Below are 19,805 nucleotides of genomic sequence, written 5' to 3'. Positions count from 1 at the left end.
TCTACATTGTTGATCCACAATTATTCGATTGTTCTGATGGTTAGCAAGCCGCACGATGAATGACGTGACCAACCGCGACCGCCTGCTCGGCCTCACCGTCGTCCTGCTCTGGGGCTTGAACTTCCTTGCCATCCGGATCGGGCTCGACCACTTCCCCCCGTTCTTCTTCGCGGCGCTGCGATTCGCGGTGCTCGCGGTACCCGCGCTGCTGTTCGTCCCGCGTCCTGCGGTACGGATGCGCTGGATCCTGCTGTACGGCACCGGTTTCGGCATCTTGCAGTTCGCGTTCCTGTTCACCGCGATGCGGGTGGGCATGCCGACCGGGCTCGCCTCGCTGGTGTTGCAGTCCTCCGCGCCGTTCACCGTGCTGCTCGGCACGCTGCTGCTGGGTGAGCGGATGCGTCCGGTCCAGGTCGGGGGCCTTACCGTCGCGGTGGCGGGCATGGCGGTGATCGGATGGGACCGGCTGGCCCACGCCGCCCTGTTGCCGGTGCTGCTGACCCTGGCGGGCGGCCTCGGCTGGGCGTTCGGCAACATCGGCGCGCGGCTGGCCGGCACCGAGACTCCCGGCGTCAATCCGCTGCACCTGATGCTGTGGACCACCGCTATCCCGCCGGTGCCGCTGTTCGCGTTGTCCGTGGTCGCCGAGGGGCCGACGACGGGCGCTCGGGCCTTGGCCGAGTCGTTCACAACCGAGGGTTTGCCCGCACTGCTGGCCCTCGCCTATATCGCCGTCCTTGCCACCGTGGTCGGCACGGGACTGTGGACCTATCTGCTCGGACGCTATCCCGCGGGATCGGTCGCCCCGTTCTCGTTGCTCGTTCCGGTCGTCGGAATCGCCGCCGCCTGGGCCGTCCTCGGCGAGACACCGACCCCGATGTCCCTGGTCGGTGGCCTCGTGGTGCTGGCGGGCGCGTTCGCCGCCACGTCGAGCAGGCCACGTGCGGTGACGGCGGACATTCGCACCGGGACACCGAGCGCCCCCGCACTGGCCGACGCCGGCCGCGCGGCCTGACCAGGCGGTCATGCCCGGATCCGGCCACCGCCGACGGCGAGGACGCCGCTCTGCGCAACCAGATGGGCCGACCGACCGGACGCCGAAGCGCTCGCCCGCGCGTGTGCTCGCCCGCACGGATTCCGCACGACGCCCCGATGGCTTTGCGGGGTGGGTGCGAGATCCCCGAATTGCCGCCTTACAGTAGTGCCCGGCGTGGAAGTTGGTCCCGGTTCTAGGCGGCAGAGCGGCGCATGGCAGAAAATCGATGGACCGTATCGCGAAGAGCACTGCTTCGTAACACGGTCGCGGCGGGGGTGGCAGCGGGGGCGCTGACGGCAGGTGCGTTGCGACCGACGCGGGCCGCGGCGAATCCCGGCGGAAGACGGGTCGCGGTACTGGGCGGCGGTGTCGCCGGTCTCACCGCCGCGCACGAGCTCGCGGAACGCGGATTCCAGGTCACCGTCTACGAAAAGCGCGCGTGGGGCGGCAAAGCGCGCAGCGTCGGCGTGCCCGGCACCGGAACGGGAGGACGACCGGACCTGCCCGGCGAACACGGCTTCCGCTTCTTCCCCGGCTTCTACCAGCACGTGCCGGACACCATGCGCCGAATCCCGTTCCCCGGCAACGCGAACGGCGTATGGGACAACCTGGTCGCGGTGCCGGAAGCGCGCTTCGCCCGGCGCGGCGGCGACGACTTCCGCGTTCCGCTCGGTCCGCGCTCCCGCGCCGAATTCTCCGCAGCCAGTTTCCGCGAGACGCTCGGCGCGGCGCTGTCCACCGCGCTGAAGATGCCCCCGAACGAGGGGATCTACTTCGCCGAGCGCCTGCTGGTCTTCAACACCAGCTGCGACGCCCGCCGCCTCGGCCAGTGGGAGCGCACCTCCTGGCACGAGTTCGTCGGCGGTCACGCGCGCTCGCATGAGTTCCGCGCCCTGCTCTCGCGCACGCTGACCAGCATCATGGTCGCCGCGAAGGAGAACGTGGCGAGCGTGCGCACCATCGGCACGATGGGCGAGCAGTTCCTCGGCAACCCGATGGGGATCGGCAACGACGGCGGCCTGGACCGCGTGCTGAACGGCCCCACCAACGCGGTCTGGATCGAGCCGTGGTTGCGGCGGATCCGCGAACTCGGGGCGGACTTCGTGCTGGGCGCCGAAGTGCGCGAACTGGAGGTGCGCGACCGCAGGATCGTCGCGGCGCGCGTGGTGGACGAGACCGGCGCGCAGCGCACCGTCGAGGCGGACTATTTCGTCGTCGCGCTGCCCGCCGAACGGGCGCGTGCCCTGTGGTCGCCGCAGGTGCTCGACGTCCAGCCCGAATTGGCGGGGATGGACCACCTCGTCACCGACTGGATGAACGGCATTCAGTTCTATCTGCGCAGGCAGGCCGACATCTCACGCGGCCATACCGCCTATATCGACGCGCCGTGGTCGCTCACTTCGATCAGCCAGAACCAGTTGTGGCGGCGCAAGCTGCCCGAGTTCGGCGACGGCGGTGTGCAGGACTGCCTGTCGGTGGACATCTCCGACTGGAACACCCCGGGCATCCTGTTCGGCAAGCCGGCCAAGGAGTGCACCCACGAGGAGATCGCACGCGAAGCGTGGGCGCAGATCCGGGCGCACCTGGACGATCGCGGCGAGGTGCTGGGTGACGCCGACCTGCACTCCTGGTTCCTCGACCCGGGCATCACCTGGCAGGAGGGCCGGCGGCGCAACGCCAACGCCGACCCGCTGCTGATCAACACCGCGGGGTCGTGGGACTACCGCCCGCAGGCGCACGGCGCGCTGGAGAACCTCTTCCTGGCGGGCGATTACGTGCGCACGAACGTCGATCTGGCCACCATGGAGGGCGCCAACGAGTCCGCGCGCGCCGCGGTGAACGCGCTGCTGGACGTAGCCGGCTCGAACGCGGAGCGCTGCCGGATGTACACCCTGTACCGCGCGCCCGAGCTGGAACCGCTGCGCCAGGTCGACGCCGACCGCTACGCGGCCGGGCAGCCGAATATGTTCGACGTCCCGGCCTGAATCGCGATCAGTAGACGCCGACCGGTGAGAGGTCTGTCGACACGGGGCTCGGATATTTGTTGCGCCGCCATCATCGAGGCGATAGTCTCTGCCTATGCGCGGGGAAGAGGGGGAATTGATAACGCGGGGGAAAATCTGGCGATGGAACAGCAAACGCGCGACAGGGATCGTCGAGTCGGCCACTGGAGATCACATCTGGTTCGGGTTGGACTCGTTACGCGGGCGGGATTTCGACGCCATCTCGATAGGCGACAACGTCGAGGTCGAGTATGAATTCGCCCAACAAGACACCCATACTCTACGCGCGGTAAGAATAGACTGGTTGTAAATTACGCCATTCCTGGGGGGGATAATGAAATATCTGCTCGCGGCCACATTCGTCGCCATTGCAGTTCTATGCATGCCGAACTCAGCCGCTGCGGAACCCAATCCAGCCGACCTGGAGTTCACAGCGAGTTCCGCATATCGCGAATACCAGAACAACATCGCAAAATTCACGGGCCAGGTGAGCTACAGTTCGAACATGTTCGCATGGTCGTTGAAGCTACTGCCTGCGACTCAGAGCGTTGTGTACGGCGACATGAATTGCCGTACAACCATAGGCGGTATAGCTGGCTACTCCGACGATCATCCGAACATTCCGCGCGACTACCTCCTCCATTCGAGCGTCAAGATCGATCGAGGAAGATGGTACAAGCTGCGTAGTCGATGTGATTTCAAAGTGCTGACCGATGCTGGAATGCAGCCGGGAAATGTGGAAACGGCCGTGGACTTCATCGCGAGGTAACCGAAACTCCTGCCATCATCGGAGGTCTGCAACGGAGCGACGAACAGGACCACCTGTTCGACGCCCCTGTCTGAACGCATGTGACCGATCTCCCATCGCCAGAACAGAATTCGATCGCTATCCCCGGCGAACGGTGCTTGAATCGAACTATGCGCGAGAGCACCGCCTCCGATGAGATCACCGACCCGGCGGATCTGCGAGCGTTGCTCGGCGAGGTGGCGCCCCGCGTCGCCACCAAGGAGCGCCCCGCGCTGCACGCCCGGGACCGGGAGTGGATCGCGACCTCACCGTTCCTGGTGATGAGCACCAGCGACGCGCACGGCAACTGCGACGCCTCCCCGAAGGGTGATCCGGCGGGTTTCGTGCGGGTGCTCGACGACACCACCCTCGCCATCCCGGAGCGCCCCGGTAACCGGCGCGCCGACGGCTACCTCAACATCCTGGCCAACCCGCACGTCGGCCTGTTGTTCGTGATCCCGGGCCGCCGCGAGACACTGCGGATCAACGGCCGCGCCCGGCTGGTGCGCGACGCGCCGTACTTCGACGACATGGTGGTGCGCGGGCATCGCCCGATCCTCGCCGTCGAGGTGGACATCGACCAGATCTTCTTCCACTGCGCCAAGGCGTTCATGCGCAGTCACCTCTGGGAGCCCGACCAGTGGCCGGAGGACACCTTGCCGAGCGCTGCCCGCCTGGTCAAAGAGGTGCAGACGAACGTCACCGAGACGGTGGAGGAACTCGAGCGCTACTACGCGCCGGAGAACTACGCGGCCAAGCTCTACCAGGGGTGAGCCGCGTGGCCCACGCCACCCGACCGCGACGCGCCGCCATCGCGGCGCGAACATAGACTCGCGACGTGGCAGACATATCGGTGCGCGGACGGCTCGCGCTGGCGGCGGCGGCCGCGGCGTCCTGGGCCTCGCAGAAGGCGGGCCGCGGCAAGGGCTCGATGATCGGCGGCCTGATCGCGTTGAAGATCGATCCGACCGTCATGGATCAGCTGGGACGGCAGCGGCGCACCGTGCTGGTGACCGGTACGAACGGCAAGTCCACCACCACGCGGATGACCACCGCGGCGCTCAGCACACTGGGCACGGTCGCGACCCAGGCCGACGGCGCGAACATGGACGCGGGCATCGTCGCCGCGCTCAACGCGCACCGGCGCGCGCCGCTGGCCGCGATCGAGGTCGACGAATTGCACCTGCCGCACGTCACCGATTCGCTGAACCCCTCGGCGGTGGTGCTGCTGAACCTCAGCCGCGACCAGCTCGACCGGGTCGGCGAGATCAACATGATCGAGCGCAAGCTGCGCGCGGGCCTGGCGAAGCACCCGGCCACCGTCGTGGTCGCCAACTGCGACGACGTACTGGTCACCTCGATCGCCTACGACCACCCCAACGTGGTGTGGGTGGCCGCGGGCAGCGGCTGGGCGATGGACGCGACCAGCTGCCCGCGCAGCGGTGAGCCGATCGTCTGGGAGGGCGCGCACTGGCGCAGCACCGGTGCGGACTTCCAGCGTCCGGAACCGGACTGGTGGCTCGACGGCGACGATCTGGTCGGCCCGGAGGGCAAGCGTTTCCCGCTGCGGCTCGCGCTGCCGGGCCGGGCCAATCGCGGCAATGCCGCACAAGCGGTGGCCGCCGCCGTCGCGCTCGGCGCCGACGCGCAGCAGGCCGTCGCGGCCGCGGGGACGGTCCGCGAGATCGCGGGTCGCTACCGCACCGTGCAGGTCGGGGAGCACGACGCGCGGCTGCTGCTGGCGAAGAATCCGGCCGGATGGCAGGAGGCGCTGTCGATGATCGAGCCGACCTCCGCGGGGCTGGTGATCGCCGTGAACGGCCAAGTGCCCGACGGCGAGGACCTGTCCTGGCTGTGGGACGTGCGGTTCGAGCACTTCGAAGGCGTGCAGGTGGTGGCCGCGGGTGAGCGCGCCACCGACCTGGCCGTGCGGCTGACCTACGCGGGCGTGGAACACACATTGGTGCCCGATCCGGTGCGCGCCATCGCGTCGTGCCCCGCGGGCCACGTGGAAGTGCTGGCGAACTACACCGCGTTCCGTGATCTCAACCGTGACCTGGAGGAACGGGCATCATGAGCGAGTCGACCTTCCGCATCGGCCTGGTGCTGCCGGACGTGATGGGCACCTACGGCGACGGCGGCAACGCCCTCGTGCTGCGCCAGCGGCTGCGCATGCGCGGTTACGACGCCGAGATCGTCGAGATCACCCTGTCCGAGCCGGTGCCGGACTCCCTGGACGTCTACACCCTCGGCGGCGCCGAGGACTCCGCCCAGCGTCTGGCCACCCGGCACCTGCAGCGCTACCCCGGCTTGCAACGCGCCGCGGGCAGAGGCGCCCCGGTGCTGGCGATCTGCGCGGCCATCCAGGTGCTCGGCCAGTGGTACGAGACCTCGGCGGGCGAGCGGGTCGACGGCGTCGGCCTGCTCGACGTCACCACGTCGCCGCAGCAGAAACGCGCCATCGGCGAGGTGACCACCACACCCCTGCTCGACGGGCTCACCGCGGCGCTCACCGGCTTCGAAAATCACCGGGGCGGAACGAAACTCGGTGGCGAGGCACACGGCCTTGCCCGCGTCACCCGTGGCGTCGGCAACGGCGTCGGCGACGGATTGGAAGGCGTCGTCCAGGGTTCGGTGATCGGCACCTACATGCACGGCCCGGCGCTGGCCCGCAACCCCGAACTCGCCGACTTGCTGCTGATGCGCGCCCTCGGCGTCACCGAGCTGGCCCCTCTCGACCTTCCCGAGGTCGACCAACTCCGACGGGAGCGGCTGCGCGCCTGATCCCGGCCGAGCGCATCTCCTCCGAGCCCGGCTGTGCGCACGCGGTGGGCGCGCGCGACGGCGACGATCTACGTCGCGGCGCCCTCCTTCGTCCGCACGCGCGAAAACGACTGCTCCGGCAGGTCTTTGATCTGCTTCCAGCCCCCGCACTCCCGGAGAGCCTCCACCTGCATGCCATCCAACGGTTCGCACCCCCATGACATCCGAGCGGTCGTCTTCGATTGGCGCGGCACACTCGTCTCGGAACTCTCCCCGCAGCAGTGGGCTCGGGAAGCGCTGCGGCGGACAGGCCGCAGACATGACGACGATTCCGCCCGCGCGCTCCTGTGGAAGATCCGGGCAGCCGCCGGCGAACCGAACCGGCTGCAATCACCACAGGGCAACACCAGCGCCGCCCGGCACAGGGAAACGTTCTACGCGGTGTTCGCGGATGCCGGACTCGACACCGACCTCGCCGACGAACTTTTCGCAGTGGATTCCGATCCGGCCTACAACCATTTCGCCGCCGATGCGGCGGCCACTCTCACCGCCCTCCGCGAAAGCGGTTACCAGATCGGCGTTCTCAGCAACATTCACTTCGACATCCGCCCCTGTTTCGCCGAAGCGCGGCTGTTGCCTCTGATCGACGCCTTCGTCCTGTCCAACGAGCACGGCATCCAGAAACCCGACCCCGCCATATTCCGGCTGGCGCTCGCGGAACTCGGCACCCGCGCCGAGCAAACCCTCATGGTCGGAGACCGGCCCGCACGCGACGGGGCGGCCGTAGCGGTCGGAATGCCGACCCTGCTCGTTCCTTCGCTGACCGATCCCCGGCACTGCCAACTGCACCTCGTCACGAACGCCGTCGGCGCGGGTTCGCGACCGCCGGCCCGAAAGCGGAGCGCTGCGGTATCGGGCTTCGTCGAATCGGTTATACCTCGGTGACGTCGACCGAGACGGTGATCGTGCTGTCCTTGGCGTCGGTGTAGATGATGCCGCGCAGCGGGGGGACGTCGGCGTAGTCCCGGCCCCAGGCGGCGGTGATGTATCGCTCGTCGCCGAGCTGGTCGTTGGTGGGGTCGAGGTCGATCCACCGGCCGGTGCGGTCGTGTCCGTCCGCGCCGGGCACCCACACGGCCGCCCAGGCATGGGTGGCGTCGGCGCCGACCATCCGCTCCTTGCCCGGCGGCGGATCGGTGGCCAGGTAACCGGACACGTACCTGGCCGCGAGGCCGTGCGACCGCAGGCAGGCGACGGCCAGGCGGGCGAAATCCTGACAGACACCCGCGCGTGCCGCGAACACGTCGGCCACCCGGGTGGACACCGTCGTGGCTCCGGACCGGTAGGCGAAATCGTTGTGGACGCGCGTGTTCAGCTCACCCACCGCATCCAGCAGCGGTCGGCCCGGCAGGAGGGATTCGGCCGTGTAGGCGACGATCGCCGGCGTGATCTCCGGTGGATGCAGGTCGAGGGCGAACTCCCCGGCCAACGGTCCGTTCGCGCTGGTCGGGCGCGCTTTCTCCCACGGCTCGGCGGCCGCTGCGCAGCGGCCGCGATTCGGAGCGTCGACCTCGACCAGCGATTCGCCGACGACGGTCAGCGCGCGGTGCTCGGTGGTGACGTGGAAATAGGAGGTGATGTTGCCGTACACGTCCGCGCCGACCGATCGATCCGACGGCGCTGGGTCGATCCGGATGTCGTGGGCGAGCAGTCGCTGGCCGGGTAAGTCGCGCGGCGTCAAATAGGCGCGCCCGTAGGAATTGGTGACCTCGCTCGAGTACGAGTACGTGGTGCGGTGCGCTACCCGATAGCGCCGCACCGCGGGGCCGGTCATCCGACGACCTGCGCGCTACCCCACAGCGGTTGGATGCCGACCGGCACCGACAGCGTGGTGTTCTCGAAGGATTCGGACATCTTGCGCAGGCGCGCGTGCACACCCTCCAGCAACTCCGCCAGTTCGGTGCGCCGGTCGTCCGCGTCGGTGACCGCCAAGTCGTCGGGATCCAGGCGGCGCAGCATGCGGCGCGCGTCGGCGAGCAACCGCTGCGGACGCGAGGATCCGGACGCGCCGGGCAGCGCGTGGAAAGCGGCGTGCAACCGGTCCAGCTGATAGGCCAGCGAGCGCGGATTGGCGGTGTCGAACAGGAGGAGTTCGGCGACGTCCGCTATCCGGACCGATTCCTGATGCCGCCGCCGGTAACTCACCGAGGACTCGGTGGCGCGCAGCACCCATCCGGTGACCTCCCGCTCGGTCTGCTCCGGATACCGCTGGGTCAGCGCGGCCGACAGCAACGCGGTCAGAGCGAGACCGCGCTCGATCCGCTTGCCGATGTCCCTGACGTGCCACCCGGTGTCCCGGATCAGCGACTCCCCGTCGATGCCGGACAGCGCGAGCAGCCCGGCCAGACTGCGCGCGTGCACCTCCGAGAGCTCCGCCTCCTGGTCGTCCGCCGCCTCCGGATAGCTCGCCAGCGCACGGTCGACCGCGCCCAGGATCATCCAGGTGTCCACCGACAACTGGTCACGCACGGCGCGCGCGGCGTTGCCGTAGCGGTCGATCGCGAAGGCCAGCGAACCGGGCAACTCGCGGTCGATCGTCAGTGCGACGAGATAGTCGTGGCCCGAACGGGAACCGCCGGGCACCCGGTACGCCTCGGAGGTGGTGATCGGTGCCGCTGCCGTGTCGGCGCCGTCCGGTGGTTCCGCGACGGCCTCCACACCGGCCGTGATCGGTTGTTCCGCACCGGCGTGGGCCACGGCTTCGTTCCGGGACCCTGCGGTGGAGTGCTCCGACTGCCGCGAATCGTGCCCTCGCCATGAAAATTTTGGGAAGCGCGGCCCGGACGACTCGGCGGAAGGCACGTGTGTGGCGGTACCCCTGCCGGATTGCCGCCGCAGGTCCGGCGCTGGAGTCTCGGGCACAGACTCGCCCGGCCCCGGCCGCGCCGCACTCGGCCCGTCATCGGATTCCGCGATCGTTCCGGCCGGGGAGTGCGCTCGCTCGTCGCTGGACTGCGTGACGCCCCCGTCGACCTCGACGCCGTCCGGCGGCGCGAGCAGGCCGCGATCGGCCGCACTCTGTTGTGGTGCGAGGGCGCGCGCTTCGACACCGGACAGCCCCTCGGTCGGAGCGGCGGTGGCGGTGGTCCGGCCGAGAGCGGCCAGCAGGATCGGCAGCGCCTCGGCGCCTTCCAGCCAAGGGCGATAGCGGAACTCCTGGTAACGCTCGTGGGTGGCGATCAGGAGACGGGCCGTGTCCTCCGCGCGCTCCCCGTAGCGACCCATCCAGAACAGGTCGTTGAGCACACGGGGGGAGCTGATCGGCTCCACGATCGGCGCGGTGCGCCGTTCGCGGGACGGCTCGGTGCTGATCGCGGCGGCGGTCGTCGGCGCGGCCCGCACCCAGACGTCTTTGGCGGCCACTGTGCGCGCGGCGCGGTCGGCAGTGCGCTGACGCAGTTGACCGAGGCCGCCGGACAGCACGGTATAGCCGCCCCGGTGGGCGAGGGAGAACAAGCGCATGCCGACCGGAGCCGCGCCGAGGTTCTCGTGATCGCTGATCGCGGGCGCCACGGAGAATTGGGCCGGTTCCCGGCCCACCCACTGCCACCCATGCGCCTCGATCCTCGCCTTCGTCTCCGCGCGCTGCTCCCGGCTCAGCTCGGGGCCGACCAGCGTGGTGCCGTCGATCGCGGAGCGCAGGATCAGCTTGTCCAAGTGCGCGATCAGATGCTTGCGCTCCCGCTCGCGACCGCCCCAGTACGACGGCGCGTTCTCCAGCAGCAGATCCTCGCCGAGCAGCGCGCGTGCGAGAGCGGGCAGGAAACCGGCCAGCGCGGGATTCTCCAGCAGACCGCTGCCCAACGTGTTCACCACCGTCACCGCGCCGCGCCGGAGCACCTCGACCAGGCCGGCCACACCCAGGCGCGAATCCGGCCGCAGGTCGAGTGGATCGGACAACTCGGCGTCCACCCGGCGCAGCACCACGTCGACCCGTTTCAGCGTGCCGAGCGACCGCATCCACAGCGCGCCGTCGCGCACCACCAGATCCGCGCTCTCCACCAACGGAAAGCCGAGCGTGGAGGCGAGATAGGCCTGATCGAACGCGGTCTCGGAATGCACGCCTGGGCTGAGCACCACGACGACCGGCTCGTCGTCGTCGGTCGGCGCCGATTCGATCAGCATCAGGCGCATCGCCCTGGCGAAGGGCGTCAGCGGACGTGGATTGGCATGCTCGAACGACTCCGGGATCGCGGTCGCCACGACCCTGCGATCGGCCAGCGCGTATCCCGCGCCGGAAGGCGCTTGCGTCCAGTCCGCGAGCACCCGGAACCGCCCGTCGGCCCAACGGCTCAGATCGCAGGCGTGCAGGAAGAGCTGATGCCGCCCCGGCACGGTGATGCCGTGCGCTGCCCGGACGTAGCCACGGTTACCGAAGACGACTTCGGGCGCCAGCAGCCCCGAGACGATCGTCCTGCGCGGCCCGTAGACATCGGTGAGCACCTCGTCGAATACCCGGGAGCGCTGTTCCAACCCGGCCTCCAGCCGGGTCCAGTCGTCCGCGGCGACCAGCAAAGGAATCGGATCGAGGCGCCAGGGCGCCGTGGCGTCGGCCGAGGCGCCGACCTCGTGGTAGGCGATCCCGTCGTCATCGATCAGCCTGCGCACCCGGCTGTCCAGCCTGCGCAGCCCGTCCCCGCCGAGTCGGCCGAAGTCGGCCGACAGCTCCGACCAGGTCCGGCGCACCGTGCCGTCCACGTCGGCCAGTTCGTCGTAGTAGCCCGCCACGGGCGCGCCACATTCGTCGTAGGCGGCCGTTTCGGCGCCCTCCGCGCGGTAGCGCGTGAACTGTTCGCGCACAACGACGCCGGTGACGGTCTCCCGCCGCTCCTCACGCAACGTCACCGCGCCGACCTCACTTCCGCCGCCATCCTCGACCAATGGTCGCCGAACGTTCTCTGAACGGTCACGACCCGAACCGTTCTACCGTGTCGAACACAACGCACCGTTCGGATTCGTGGCCATTTTCGCATGTCGCAGCGTCGATATCGGGCGAAGCAACAGGATGCCCCGCAGTCGTCATGCTCAGTTGCCACGCAGTTGCCTTCACATCGAACAGGCGACACGCGGGCCAGGTCCCACCGCGACGGCCGGGCCGGTGGTATCACCGAACCACGACAACGATCTCGCCAGGAGGTCATATGCGTACAACCGATTGCTCATCGTGCGAGTCCGCGTTCGACCACTGCCACGGAACCCTGATCGTGCACGCGAGCCGGATCGCCGAATGCACCGACGAGCACTGCCTGGAACTCAGCCACGCCCGGCACGCCTTTGTCCTCGATTGCCGAGACCTCGCGGGCGGCTGCCGGTGCACCGACGAAGACACGGTTCGCCGCCGCGCCTGAACGGTTCCGTACCCTGGCCCGGGTGAGCTATGACCACGTGTTGCTGCCGTCCGGTGTCGCGTCGTCGATCCCGGAGGTCGACGCCTACCTGAGCACCCAGCAGGGCGTCCCCGAGGCCGGGGCGGTCGCGCAGATCGCGGCCGAACTGAACAGACGCAACGCGGAACTGCCCGAGGAGGACAGCTTTCTCAGTACCGCCCCGGTCGGCGGGGCCGCCACCGGCGCGGTGCTGCACGTGCCGTGTCCCTACGACGCGATCGGCTTCGTCCGCCACTTGCTGTTCGAACTGGCCACACCACTGAACTACGCCATTTACGACCCGCAGCTGGCCTGGCTGATCGATCCCGCCGGGCGCGTCGAGGCCATCGTCACCCACGGCGGCGCGGGCGAGTTCCCCTACCTGACCGAAACGCTCGTCCATCAGTGGGTTCCGGAGCTGAGTGCGCCGAACCCGTATCTCGTCGTCGAACGCGGCGAGGAGTTCTACATCCAGACCTATCGCGGGAACACCGGCGCGTACACCGTCGAATACCGGGACGGCTCATCCGACAAGCATTTCGGCACCACCGTCTCCGACCCCGCCACGGTGGCCGCTCTCATCTGGGGCTGGGCCAACGACGACCGCAGCCGCTTTCCCGGCCTCCCCTGGACCCGCGTCGACCTCTGAACCCGGTCACTGGTTCTGGGCGGCCAACCGGCCGGCCAGCGCCAGGAACGAGGCGCCGAAGACCCGGCGCGTCCAGGTCACCACGGCGGGCCGGGACACGACCTGGTCGCGCACAGCGGCGGCGCACGCGCCGTACACCGCGAACACCACCAAGGTGGCGAGCATGAAGATGCCGCTCAATGCGAGCATGCGCGTCAGCGCATTCGGCGCCGCGCTGGGGACGAACTGCGGCAGGAACGCGAAGAAGAAGATGGTCAGCTTGGGGTTGAGGAGGTTGAGCAGCACCGCCGAGGTGATCACTTTCCGCGCCGAGGGCGCGCTGTGCCCGATGTGCTCCGGCACGGCGAGCGCGCCTTTGTCCCGGAACGTGGTCCAGGCCATGTACACCAGATAGGCGACGCCCAGGTACTTCAGCGTCTGGAACGCGACCGCGCTGGCATTCAGCAGCGCGGCCAGACCAGTGATCGCCGCGATCAGGTGCGGGACGGTGCCGAGCGTACAGCCGAAGGCCGCGATCACCGCGGCTCGCGCTCCCCGGGACAGTCCGGCCGCCAGCGTGAACAGCACCCCGGTGCCGGGGGTGGCGACGATGACGAGCGTCGTCAGCACGAATTCGATGCTCATCCCCGACACGGTAACCCACGCGCGGCGGGCGCGATCGTGCTCGTGGAAAACGATTTCGCCGCTTACAGCGCGCGCCGCCCCGACAGCGCGCGGCCGAGGGTCAGCTCGTCGGCGAACTCCAGGTCGCCACCCATCGGCAGGCCCGAGGCCAGCCTGGTCACGCTCAGGCCGGGGAAGTCGCGCAGCATCCGGACCAGGTAGGTGGCGGTGGCCTCGCCCTCGGTGTTCGGGTCGGTCGCGATGATCACCTCGCTGACGTCGACGCCGTCCTCCTGATTCCCGATGCGCGCCAGCAGTTCCCGGATCCGCAGCTGATCGGGACCGATCCCGCTGAGCGGGTCCAGCGCGCCGCCGAGCACGTGGTAGCGACCGCGGAACTCCCGGGTGCGCTCGATCGCCTGCACGTCCTTGGGTTCCTCGACCACGCAGATCATGGTCCGGTCCCGGCGCGGATCGGCGCAGATGCGGCACAGCTCGCCGTCGGAGACCGTCCCGCACGTGACGCAGAACTGCACACCGTCGCGCACCTTCTGCAGCGCGGCCTGCAACCGATCGATCTCCGGCGGCTCCACCTGCAACAAGTGGAAGGCGATGCGCTGCGCGCTCTTCGGACCGACGCCGGGCAGCTTGCCCAACTCGTCGATCAGATCCTGGACCGGACCCTCGTACACCCGCTGCCTCGGCTCAGAAACCGGGCAGCGAACCGCCGCCGAGGCCGCCGGACAGCGGTCCGAGCCGTTCGGCGGCGACGCGCTGCGCGTTGGCCATCGCGTCGTTGACCGCGCCGATGACCAGGTCCTGCAAGGTCTCGACGTCGTCGGGATCCACGGCCTTGGGATCGATGGTCAGCGACAGCACCTCACCGCTGGCCTTGATGGTGACCTTGACCAGGCCACCGCCCGCCGCGCCCTCCACCTCGGTCGCCGCGATCTCGGCCTGGGCTTCCATCACCGCCTGCTGCATCTGCTGCGCCTGGGCGAGCAACTGTTGCATGTCGAACTGGCCACCTGGCTGCACGGGAGGGTCCTCTCTGGAGAAGGTGTCACCGGCCAGCCTAGTCCTGCCGCACCATGTCCCTGGCGCGGCCCGACGGTCGGCGATCACCGCGGCGCATGGTGGATAACAGGTTGGGTAGTTCCGGTGGAGACCGACCGAGCTCCCCTTACCATCGACACCGGGTCGGCGACCGGTGTGCAAATCTGGAGACAAAGATGATCGCAGTTCGTGCACGTTTTCTGAGCAGTCTGGTGCTCACGATTGGTGTTCCCAGCATCTTTCTCGGCGCGGCGGGTCCCGCGGCGTCGGCGGACACGGAGATCATCGATGCGTCCCAGGTGACCGATGTCCAAGAGGGCATCGAGGTCGAACCCACCCCGGCGGTAGCCGACTACGGCGGCGGCTGCGTCCTCTACCCCGGCGACAAGGCCGCGACGCTCGATTCGCTGCGCTTCCGGTGTTCGGCGGAACAACAGGACGCCATCTTCCGCGCCGCGCCGCTCGGCGCCGTTCCGACCGGTGTGACGTCGGGCTGGGTCACTCGCCCGCCGGTCATGCAGGCCGTCGCGCCTCCGCTGTGGATCGGCAAGACCTTCTACACCGGCCCGGACGGCGGCTACCTGATGAACCGCCTCACCGGCGCGGGCGTCGAGGGCTGGCGCGCCGACGTCTACGCGGCGCCTGCCCTGACCGACGGGCAGCCGGCCTGGGCGCTCGATTACGCGCCTTCGCCGACGCCGCCGGTCTACGACGAGATCCGAGAGGTCACTCCCGGCGTGTGGTTCGGCTACTCCTGGTGGCGCGGCGCCTTCCAGACCACCCTGCTGTTGACCTTCGCACTCGCCTGACCGACGAGTGTCGTTTGACCCTCCCGTCACTGGAGGGTGTTGGCTGATGCCATGACGGCAACCGTCCCCATCGGGGAATTCTCCAGGCTGAGCAATCTCAGCGTGAAGACGTTGCGCTACTACCACGAGATCGGCCTGCTCGCTCCGGTCGGCATAGACGCGAGTTCGGGCTATCGGCGGTACGCGACGGCGCAAGTCTCGCAGGCGCAGTTGATCCGCCGGTTGCGCGAGCTGGACATGCCGGTCCCGGAGATCCGCGCGGTGCTCGCCGCGCCGGACGAGAACGCCCGCGACGCCACGCTGCGTGCGCATCTGGAGCGCATGGAGGCCGAGTTGGCCCGTACCCGCGCGGTTGTGGCCTCGTTACGCGCGCTGCTGACGCCCTCGGCTCCGATCACCGTGGAGTACCGCACTGTCGCGGCGTTCCCGGCGGCGGCGATCGGCGCGACGGTGGCGCGCGAAGGCATCGGCGAGTGGTGCGCTTCGACGTTCCAGGCGTTGTACGAGGCGCTGGCCGCCGCGGACATCACGCCCGCGGGCGTCGGCGGCGCCACCTACGGCACCGATTTCTTCGAACAGGACGAGGGCGCGGTCGTCGCGTTCGTCCCGCTCGCCGACGCCGATGTCGCACTGCCCGCGGGGCTTTCGGCGATCGAGCTACCTCCACGCCGTTTCGCCGTCGCCGTGCACGAGGGCCCGTTCGAGGATTTCGACCGAACCTACGGCGCGCTGGGCAGTCATGTCGCCGAACACGACGTCGCGCTATCGGAGCCGATCCGCGAGATGTACCTGGTCGGACCGGACGTGTCCGACGATCCCACCACTTACCGGACCGAAGTGTGCTGGCCCATCGCCCAGCCTTGAAAAGGAGATATCCATGACGCTCTCGATCGCCCACGTCACCATCGATTGCGAGAATGCGGGTGCCCTGGCCGAATTCTGGTCACGGTTGCTGGAGACGCCCGTCGATCCCGACCCCACCCCGGAATTCGCCACCGTCGGCCGGACCGCGGGTGCGGCGACCGTGCTGATGTTCACTCGGGTGCCCGACAAGAACCCGGGCAAGAACGTGATCCACCTGGACCTGCAAGCATCGGACCGGGACGAGGTCGCACGCGCGATCGATCTCGGCGCGAAGCACGTCGGCGACTTCGACGAGTGGGGCCTGAAGTGGACGACACTGGCCGATCCGGAGGGGAACCTCTTCGACATCGCGCCCGAGTAGACCCCGCGTAGACGCGACGGCGGCCCGAACGGACCGTCGTCGCGTCCGCTGGATCAGGCCAGCTCGCGCTGCAGATTCCCGAGCACCTCGGCCTGGATCTTCTTCAGGCCCAGCGGTGCGAAGATGCCCTCGAAGATGCCCGCGATGCCGCCCGCGCCCTTCCAGGTGGTGCGCAGCGTGACCCGCGCGCCCGCGCCCTCGGGAGTGACGGTCCAGGTGTTCACCAGCGTCGAATTCGAGTCGCGCTCGGTGACAATCGAATCGGACACCGAGACGACCGCGTGCACGTTCCGCGAGCGCTTCTCGGTGGCCTGCAACGTCCATTCCGCGACGGTGCCCGCGCCTTTGCCGCCTTCGACCACCTTGTAGTCGCGGTAGTGCGACGAGAGAATGCGCGGACGTACCGTGTCGTAGTCGGCGATGGCCTCCAGCGCGCGCTGCGGATCCGCCGCCACGTCGATCGAACTACTGGCGCTGACCTGTCCCACAATGAGCTCCTTGTCCGGATGCGGTGTCTCGACCGGTCTCCATCCTGCCCTGCCTGCGCCGGAGCGGAGCGCCGGGGTTCGGCGAACCACTCCAGACAATTCGGTATTCCACTTCGCAACATGTGCGTGACATTTCTCCGCCACCGTGGCCGTGCGGTAGCCGAGCCGTGGGGTCCGTACTAGCGTCGAGGGGTGGCAGTGAGTCTGTTGGGGAAGGCCGGACACGCACCGGCCGCACGCGAATCAGGATTTGCCGCGCATCGAGCGGGCGTGGAGCGCCTATTGGCGAGCTACCGCGCGATACCCGAGCACGCCAACGTCCGGTTGGCGAAGAAGACCTCGAACCTTTTCCGAGCCAGGGCCAAGAACACCGCACCCGGACTCGACGTCTCCGGGCTGACCCGGGTCATCGCGGTGGACCCGGCCGCCAAGACCGCCGACGTCGCCGGCATGACCACCTACGAGGAGCTGGTCGCCGCCACCCTCCCGTACGGCCTCGCGCCGCTGGTCGTGCCGCAACTCAAGACGATCACGCTGGGCGGCGCGGTCACCGGCCTCGGCATCGAGTCCACGTCCTTCCGCAACGGTCTGCCGCACGAGTCGGTGCTGGAGATGGACGTGCTGACCGGTGCGGGCGAGATCCTCACCGCCACGCCGGACAACGAACACGCCGATCTGTTCCGCGGCTTCCCGAACTCCTACGGCACGCTGGGCTATACGGTCCGGCTGAAGATCGAGCTGGAGGAAGTGCAGCCGTACGTGGCGCTGCGGCACGTGCGTTTCCGTGACGTGCGCGAGCTGGAGACCACCCTCGCCGCGATCGTCACCGACCGGGTCTATCAGGGCGAAACCGTCGACTACCTCGACGGCGTCGTGTTCTCCGCCGAGGAGAGCTACCTGACGCTGGGCCGGCGGACCGGCGAGCCGGGCCCGGTGAGCGACTACACCGGCATGGATGTCTACTACCGGTCCCTGCAGCACGAGGGCGCCACGCCCAAGCGCGACCGCCTGACCATCCACGACTACCTGTGGCGCTGGGACACCGACTGGTTCTGGTGCTCGCGCGCGTTCGGCACGCAGAACCCGAGGATCCGCCGCTTCTGGCCGAAACGCTACCGGCGCAGCAGCTTCTACTGGAAGCTCGTCGCGCTGGACCACAAGTACGCCATCGGCGACAAGCTGGAGGCCCGCAAGGGCAATCCCCCGCGCGAGCGGGTCGTGCAGGACATCGAGGTGCCCGTGGAACGCACCGCCGACTTCGTGGAATGGTTCCTGCGCGAGATCCCGATCGAGCCGATCTGGCTGTGCCCGCTGCGCTTGCGCGAGACCGGCGGCCAGGATCGGCCGGGCGAACGCGCCTGGCCGCTGTATCCCCTGGAGCCGGACCGGACCTACGTCAATGTCGGGTTCTGGTCGGCCGTGCCCACCACCCCTGGGCAGCAAGAGGGCGCGGCCAACCGCGCCATCGAGCGCACGGTGACCGAGTTCGACGGTCATAAGTCGCTGTACTCGGATTCCTTCTACGACAAGGATGAATTCGCCGCGCTCTACGGCGGAAACACTTATACCGAACTCAAGAAACGCTACGACCCGGACCAGCGCCTGCTGGATCTGTATTCGAAGGCGGTGCAACGTAAGTGACGACATTCAAGGACCGTTCCGATGTCTTCAACGATCTCGGAACCAAACTCAGCATTGCCGAAATCTTCGAGACCCTCGTCGAGGGGGAAGTCCCGATCCGGCTGACGGCCTACGACGGCAGCGCGACCGGACCGCAGGATTCGGAGTTCGGGCTGGACATCCGGACCCCGCGCGGCATCAATTATCTGGCGACGGCCCCCGGGGACCTGGGCATGGCCCGCGCCTACATCGCCGGCGACATGACCGCCAGCGGCGTGCACCCCGGTGATCCGTACGCGATCCTGAAGGCGATGGACCGGTTGAAGTTCCGCCGCCCGTCCGCGCTGGCCCTGGTGACCATCGCGCGCTCACTGGGCTGGGAGCGGCTCAAGCCGGTCGCCCCGCCGCCGCAGGAGACCTTGCCGCGCTGGCGGCGGATCGCCTTCGAGGGCCTGCGCCACTCCAAGACCCGCGACGCCGAAGCCATCCACCACCACTACGACGTCTCGAACACGTTCTACGAGTACGTGCTCGGCCCGTCGATGACCTACACCTGCGCGGCCTACGGCGACGAGAGCTGGACGCTGGAGCAGGCGCAGGAGAACAAATATCGCCTGGTATTCGAGAAGCTGCGGTTGAAGGAGGGCGACCGGCTGCTCGACATCGGCTGCGGATGGGGCGGCATGGTGCGCTACGCGGCCAAGCGCGGCGTCAAGGTGATCGGCGCGACGCTCTCGGCCGAGCAGGCGGACTGGGCGCAGCAGAAGATCGCCGAGGAAGGCCTCTCCGATCTCGCCGAAGTGCGCCATTCCGACTACCGCGACGTGCCGGAGGGCGAGTTCGACGCGGTCTCCTCGATCGGGCTCACCGAGCACATCGGGGTGCACAACTACCCGTTCTACTTCGAGTACATCAAGAACAAGCTGCGCGACGGCGGCCTGTTCCTGAATCACTGCATCACCCGCCCGGACAACACCCGCACCACCAAGGCGGGCGATTTCATCGACCGCTACGTGTTCCCCGACGGTGAGCTGATCGGCTCCGGCCGGATCATCTCCGAGATCCAGAACATCGGCCTCGAAGTGCTGCACGAGGAGAACCTGCGCGAGCACTACGCGCTGACCTTGCACGAGTGGTGCAAGAACCTGGTCGCCAACTGGGACGCCTGCGTCGCGGAGGTCGGCGAGGGCACCGCGAAGGTGTGGGGCCTCTACATGGCGGGCTGTCGGCTGGGCTTCCAGCGCAACGTGGTTCAGCTGCACCAGGTGCTCGGGGTCAAGCTGCCCCCGGACGGCGCCTGGACCGTGCCGCTGCGCCCGTGGTGGCAGCCCTGACCCGGT

At 68.6% G+C, this 19,805-nt stretch carries 20 protein-coding genes; 14 read left to right on the top strand and 6 right to left on the bottom strand.

Going from position 1 to position 19,805, the window contains the following annotated elements:
• The first annotated feature begins 64 nt into the window (after window positions 1-64).
• From QMG86_RS33240 to QMG86_RS33210, 7 genes are all read left to right on the top strand, one after another.
• Window positions 65-1,015, top strand: coding sequence for an EamA family transporter (locus QMG86_RS33240; protein ID WP_281876855.1), 951 nt, complete (start codon window positions 65-67; stop codon window positions 1,013-1,015).
• 233 nt (window positions 1,016-1,248) lie between these two features.
• Complete coding sequence (locus QMG86_RS33235; protein ID WP_281876854.1) at window positions 1,249-3,021, top strand: hydroxysqualene dehydroxylase; 1,773 nt, start codon at window positions 1,249-1,251, stop codon at window positions 3,019-3,021.
• A 352-nt stretch (window positions 3,022-3,373) separates the two neighbouring features.
• A complete protein-coding gene (locus tag QMG86_RS33230; protein WP_281876853.1) occupies window positions 3,374-3,808 on the top strand; it encodes a hypothetical protein in 435 nt (144 codons plus the stop codon).
• Window positions 3,809-3,957: 149 nt separating this feature from the next.
• On the top strand, window positions 3,958-4,599 hold the full coding sequence (locus QMG86_RS33225; protein WP_281876852.1) for a pyridoxamine 5'-phosphate oxidase family protein: 642 nt from the start codon (window positions 3,958-3,960) through the stop codon (window positions 4,597-4,599).
• 65 nt (window positions 4,600-4,664) lie between these two features.
• Window positions 4,665-5,903: a MurT ligase domain-containing protein gene (locus tag QMG86_RS33220; RefSeq protein ID WP_159844462.1), complete on the top strand. Its 1,239-nt coding sequence runs from the start codon at window positions 4,665-4,667 to the stop codon at window positions 5,901-5,903.
• Window positions 5,900-6,610 (top strand): type 1 glutamine amidotransferase, encoded by a 711-nt coding sequence (locus tag QMG86_RS33215; RefSeq protein ID WP_281876850.1) that lies wholly within the window; start codon window positions 5,900-5,902, stop codon window positions 6,608-6,610. The genes QMG86_RS33220 and QMG86_RS33215 overlap by 4 nt, the downstream gene beginning before the upstream one ends.
• Window positions 6,611-6,781: 171 nt before the next feature.
• Window positions 6,782-7,534 carry an HAD family hydrolase gene (locus QMG86_RS33210; RefSeq protein ID WP_281876849.1) on the top strand — a complete coding sequence of 251 codons (753 nt, stop codon included), beginning with the start codon at window positions 6,782-6,784 and terminating at the stop codon, window positions 7,532-7,534.
• On the opposite strand, the gene QMG86_RS33205 is transcribed toward QMG86_RS33210, so the two are convergent.
• Together QMG86_RS33205 and QMG86_RS33200 are read right to left on the bottom strand one after the other, a co-directional pair.
• Entirely contained in the window at window positions 7,521-8,423 is a 903-nt protein-coding gene (locus QMG86_RS33205; RefSeq protein WP_281876848.1) for a transglutaminase family protein, read from the bottom strand. The two genes, QMG86_RS33210 and QMG86_RS33205, sit on opposite strands and share 14 nt — an antisense overlap.
• Entirely contained in the window at window positions 8,420-11,488 is a 3,069-nt protein-coding gene (locus QMG86_RS33200; protein WP_281881267.1) for a circularly permuted type 2 ATP-grasp protein, read from the bottom strand. The genes QMG86_RS33205 and QMG86_RS33200 overlap by 4 nt, the downstream gene beginning before the upstream one ends.
• A 302-nt stretch (window positions 11,489-11,790) precedes the next feature.
• Between QMG86_RS33200 and QMG86_RS33195 the strand changes: the two genes are divergently transcribed.
• Together QMG86_RS33195 and QMG86_RS33190 are read left to right on the top strand one after the other, a co-directional pair.
• A complete protein-coding gene (locus tag QMG86_RS33195) occupies window positions 11,791-11,997 on the top strand; it encodes a hypothetical protein (RefSeq protein WP_281876847.1) in 207 nt (68 codons plus the stop codon).
• 22 nt (window positions 11,998-12,019) lie between these two features.
• The gene (locus tag QMG86_RS33190) at window positions 12,020-12,664 is read left to right on the top strand and encodes a hypothetical protein (protein WP_281876846.1); all 645 of its coding nucleotides are present in this window, start codon (window positions 12,020-12,022) and stop codon (window positions 12,662-12,664) included.
• Between the two features lie 6 nt (window positions 12,665-12,670).
• Here the strand turns inward: QMG86_RS33190 and QMG86_RS33185 are convergent, their stop codons facing one another.
• The 3 genes from QMG86_RS33185 to QMG86_RS33175 form a co-directional block, all read right to left on the bottom strand.
• Window positions 12,671-13,288: a LysE family translocator gene (locus QMG86_RS33185; RefSeq protein WP_281876844.1), complete on the bottom strand. Its 618-nt coding sequence runs from the start codon at window positions 13,286-13,288 to the stop codon at window positions 12,671-12,673.
• 62 nt (window positions 13,289-13,350) lie between these two features.
• Window positions 13,351-13,959 carry a recombination mediator RecR gene (gene recR, locus QMG86_RS33180; RefSeq protein ID WP_067799767.1) on the bottom strand — a complete coding sequence of 203 codons (609 nt, stop codon included), beginning with the start codon at window positions 13,957-13,959 and terminating at the stop codon, window positions 13,351-13,353.
• 13 nt (window positions 13,960-13,972) lie between these two features.
• Window positions 13,973-14,305: a YbaB/EbfC family nucleoid-associated protein gene (locus tag QMG86_RS33175; protein WP_195084915.1), complete on the bottom strand. Its 333-nt coding sequence runs from the start codon at window positions 14,303-14,305 to the stop codon at window positions 13,973-13,975.
• Between the two features lie 194 nt (window positions 14,306-14,499).
• Between QMG86_RS33175 and QMG86_RS33170 the strand changes: the two genes are divergently transcribed.
• Genes QMG86_RS33170 through QMG86_RS33160 form a run of 3 tightly spaced genes read left to right on the top strand, consistent with a single transcriptional unit; the run spans window position 14,500 to window position 16,357 of the window.
• Entirely contained in the window at window positions 14,500-15,132 is a 633-nt protein-coding gene (locus QMG86_RS33170) for a hypothetical protein (protein ID WP_281876843.1), read from the top strand.
• A gap of 51 nt (window positions 15,133-15,183) precedes the next feature.
• Window positions 15,184-15,996: a MerR family transcriptional regulator gene (locus QMG86_RS33165; RefSeq protein WP_281876842.1), complete on the top strand. Its 813-nt coding sequence runs from the start codon at window positions 15,184-15,186 to the stop codon at window positions 15,994-15,996.
• Between the two features lie 13 nt (window positions 15,997-16,009).
• Window positions 16,010-16,357 (top strand): VOC family protein, encoded by a 348-nt coding sequence (locus QMG86_RS33160; protein ID WP_281876841.1) that lies wholly within the window; start codon window positions 16,010-16,012, stop codon window positions 16,355-16,357.
• 53 nt (window positions 16,358-16,410) lie between these two features.
• Here QMG86_RS33160 and QMG86_RS33155 read toward each other — a convergent pair whose 3' ends face one another.
• Window positions 16,411-16,845 (bottom strand): SRPBCC family protein, encoded by a 435-nt coding sequence (locus QMG86_RS33155; protein ID WP_195084919.1) that lies wholly within the window; start codon window positions 16,843-16,845, stop codon window positions 16,411-16,413.
• Window positions 16,846-17,043: 198 nt separating this feature from the next.
• Between QMG86_RS33155 and QMG86_RS33150 the strand changes: the two genes are divergently transcribed.
• Both QMG86_RS33150 and QMG86_RS33145 read left to right on the top strand, forming a co-directional pair.
• Entirely contained in the window at window positions 17,044-18,486 is a 1,443-nt protein-coding gene (locus tag QMG86_RS33150; protein WP_281881266.1) for an FAD-binding oxidoreductase, read from the top strand.
• Complete coding sequence (locus tag QMG86_RS33145) at window positions 18,483-19,799, top strand: class I SAM-dependent methyltransferase (protein ID WP_281876840.1); 1,317 nt, start codon at window positions 18,483-18,485, stop codon at window positions 19,797-19,799. Before QMG86_RS33150 ends, QMG86_RS33145 begins: the two co-directional genes overlap by 4 nt.
• Window positions 19,800-19,805 lie beyond the last annotated feature (6 nt).

It is taken from the genome of Nocardia sputorum (genome assembly GCF_027924405.1).
In the GTDB taxonomy this organism is placed as follows: domain Bacteria; phylum Actinomycetota; class Actinomycetes; order Mycobacteriales; family Mycobacteriaceae; genus Nocardia; species Nocardia sputorum.
The sequence above is the reverse complement of the archived record's forward strand: the minus strand, read 5'-3'. Positions and strand labels throughout refer to the sequence as shown.

Excerpts from the sequence above, each read along its gene's own strand:
- QMG86_RS33235 (WP_281876854.1), top strand. The coding sequence starts at position 1,249 with ATGGCAGAAAATCGATGGACCGTATCGCGAAGAGCACTGCTTCGTAAC.
- QMG86_RS33230 (WP_281876853.1), top strand. The coding sequence starts at position 3,374 with ATGAAATATCTGCTCGCGGCCACATTCGTCGCCATTGCAGTTCTATGC.
- QMG86_RS33225 (WP_281876852.1), top strand. The coding sequence starts at position 3,958 with ATGCGCGAGAGCACCGCCTCCGATGAGATCACCGACCCGGCGGATCTG.
- QMG86_RS33215 (WP_281876850.1), top strand. The coding sequence starts at position 5,900 with ATGAGCGAGTCGACCTTCCGCATCGGCCTGGTGCTGCCGGACGTGATG.
- QMG86_RS33210 (WP_281876849.1), top strand. The coding sequence starts at position 6,782 with ATGCCATCCAACGGTTCGCACCCCCATGACATCCGAGCGGTCGTCTTC.
- QMG86_RS33205 (WP_281876848.1), bottom strand. The coding sequence starts at position 8,423 with ATGACCGGCCCCGCGGTGCGGCGCTATCGGGTAGCGCACCGCACCACG.
- QMG86_RS33195 (WP_281876847.1), top strand. The coding sequence starts at position 11,791 with ATGCGTACAACCGATTGCTCATCGTGCGAGTCCGCGTTCGACCACTGC.
- QMG86_RS33185 (WP_281876844.1), bottom strand. The coding sequence starts at position 13,288 with ATGAGCATCGAATTCGTGCTGACGACGCTCGTCATCGTCGCCACCCCC.
- QMG86_RS33170 (WP_281876843.1), top strand. The coding sequence starts at position 14,500 with ATGATCGCAGTTCGTGCACGTTTTCTGAGCAGTCTGGTGCTCACGATT.
- QMG86_RS33165 (WP_281876842.1), top strand. The coding sequence starts at position 15,184 with ATGACGGCAACCGTCCCCATCGGGGAATTCTCCAGGCTGAGCAATCTC.
- QMG86_RS33160 (WP_281876841.1), top strand. The coding sequence starts at position 16,010 with ATGACGCTCTCGATCGCCCACGTCACCATCGATTGCGAGAATGCGGGT.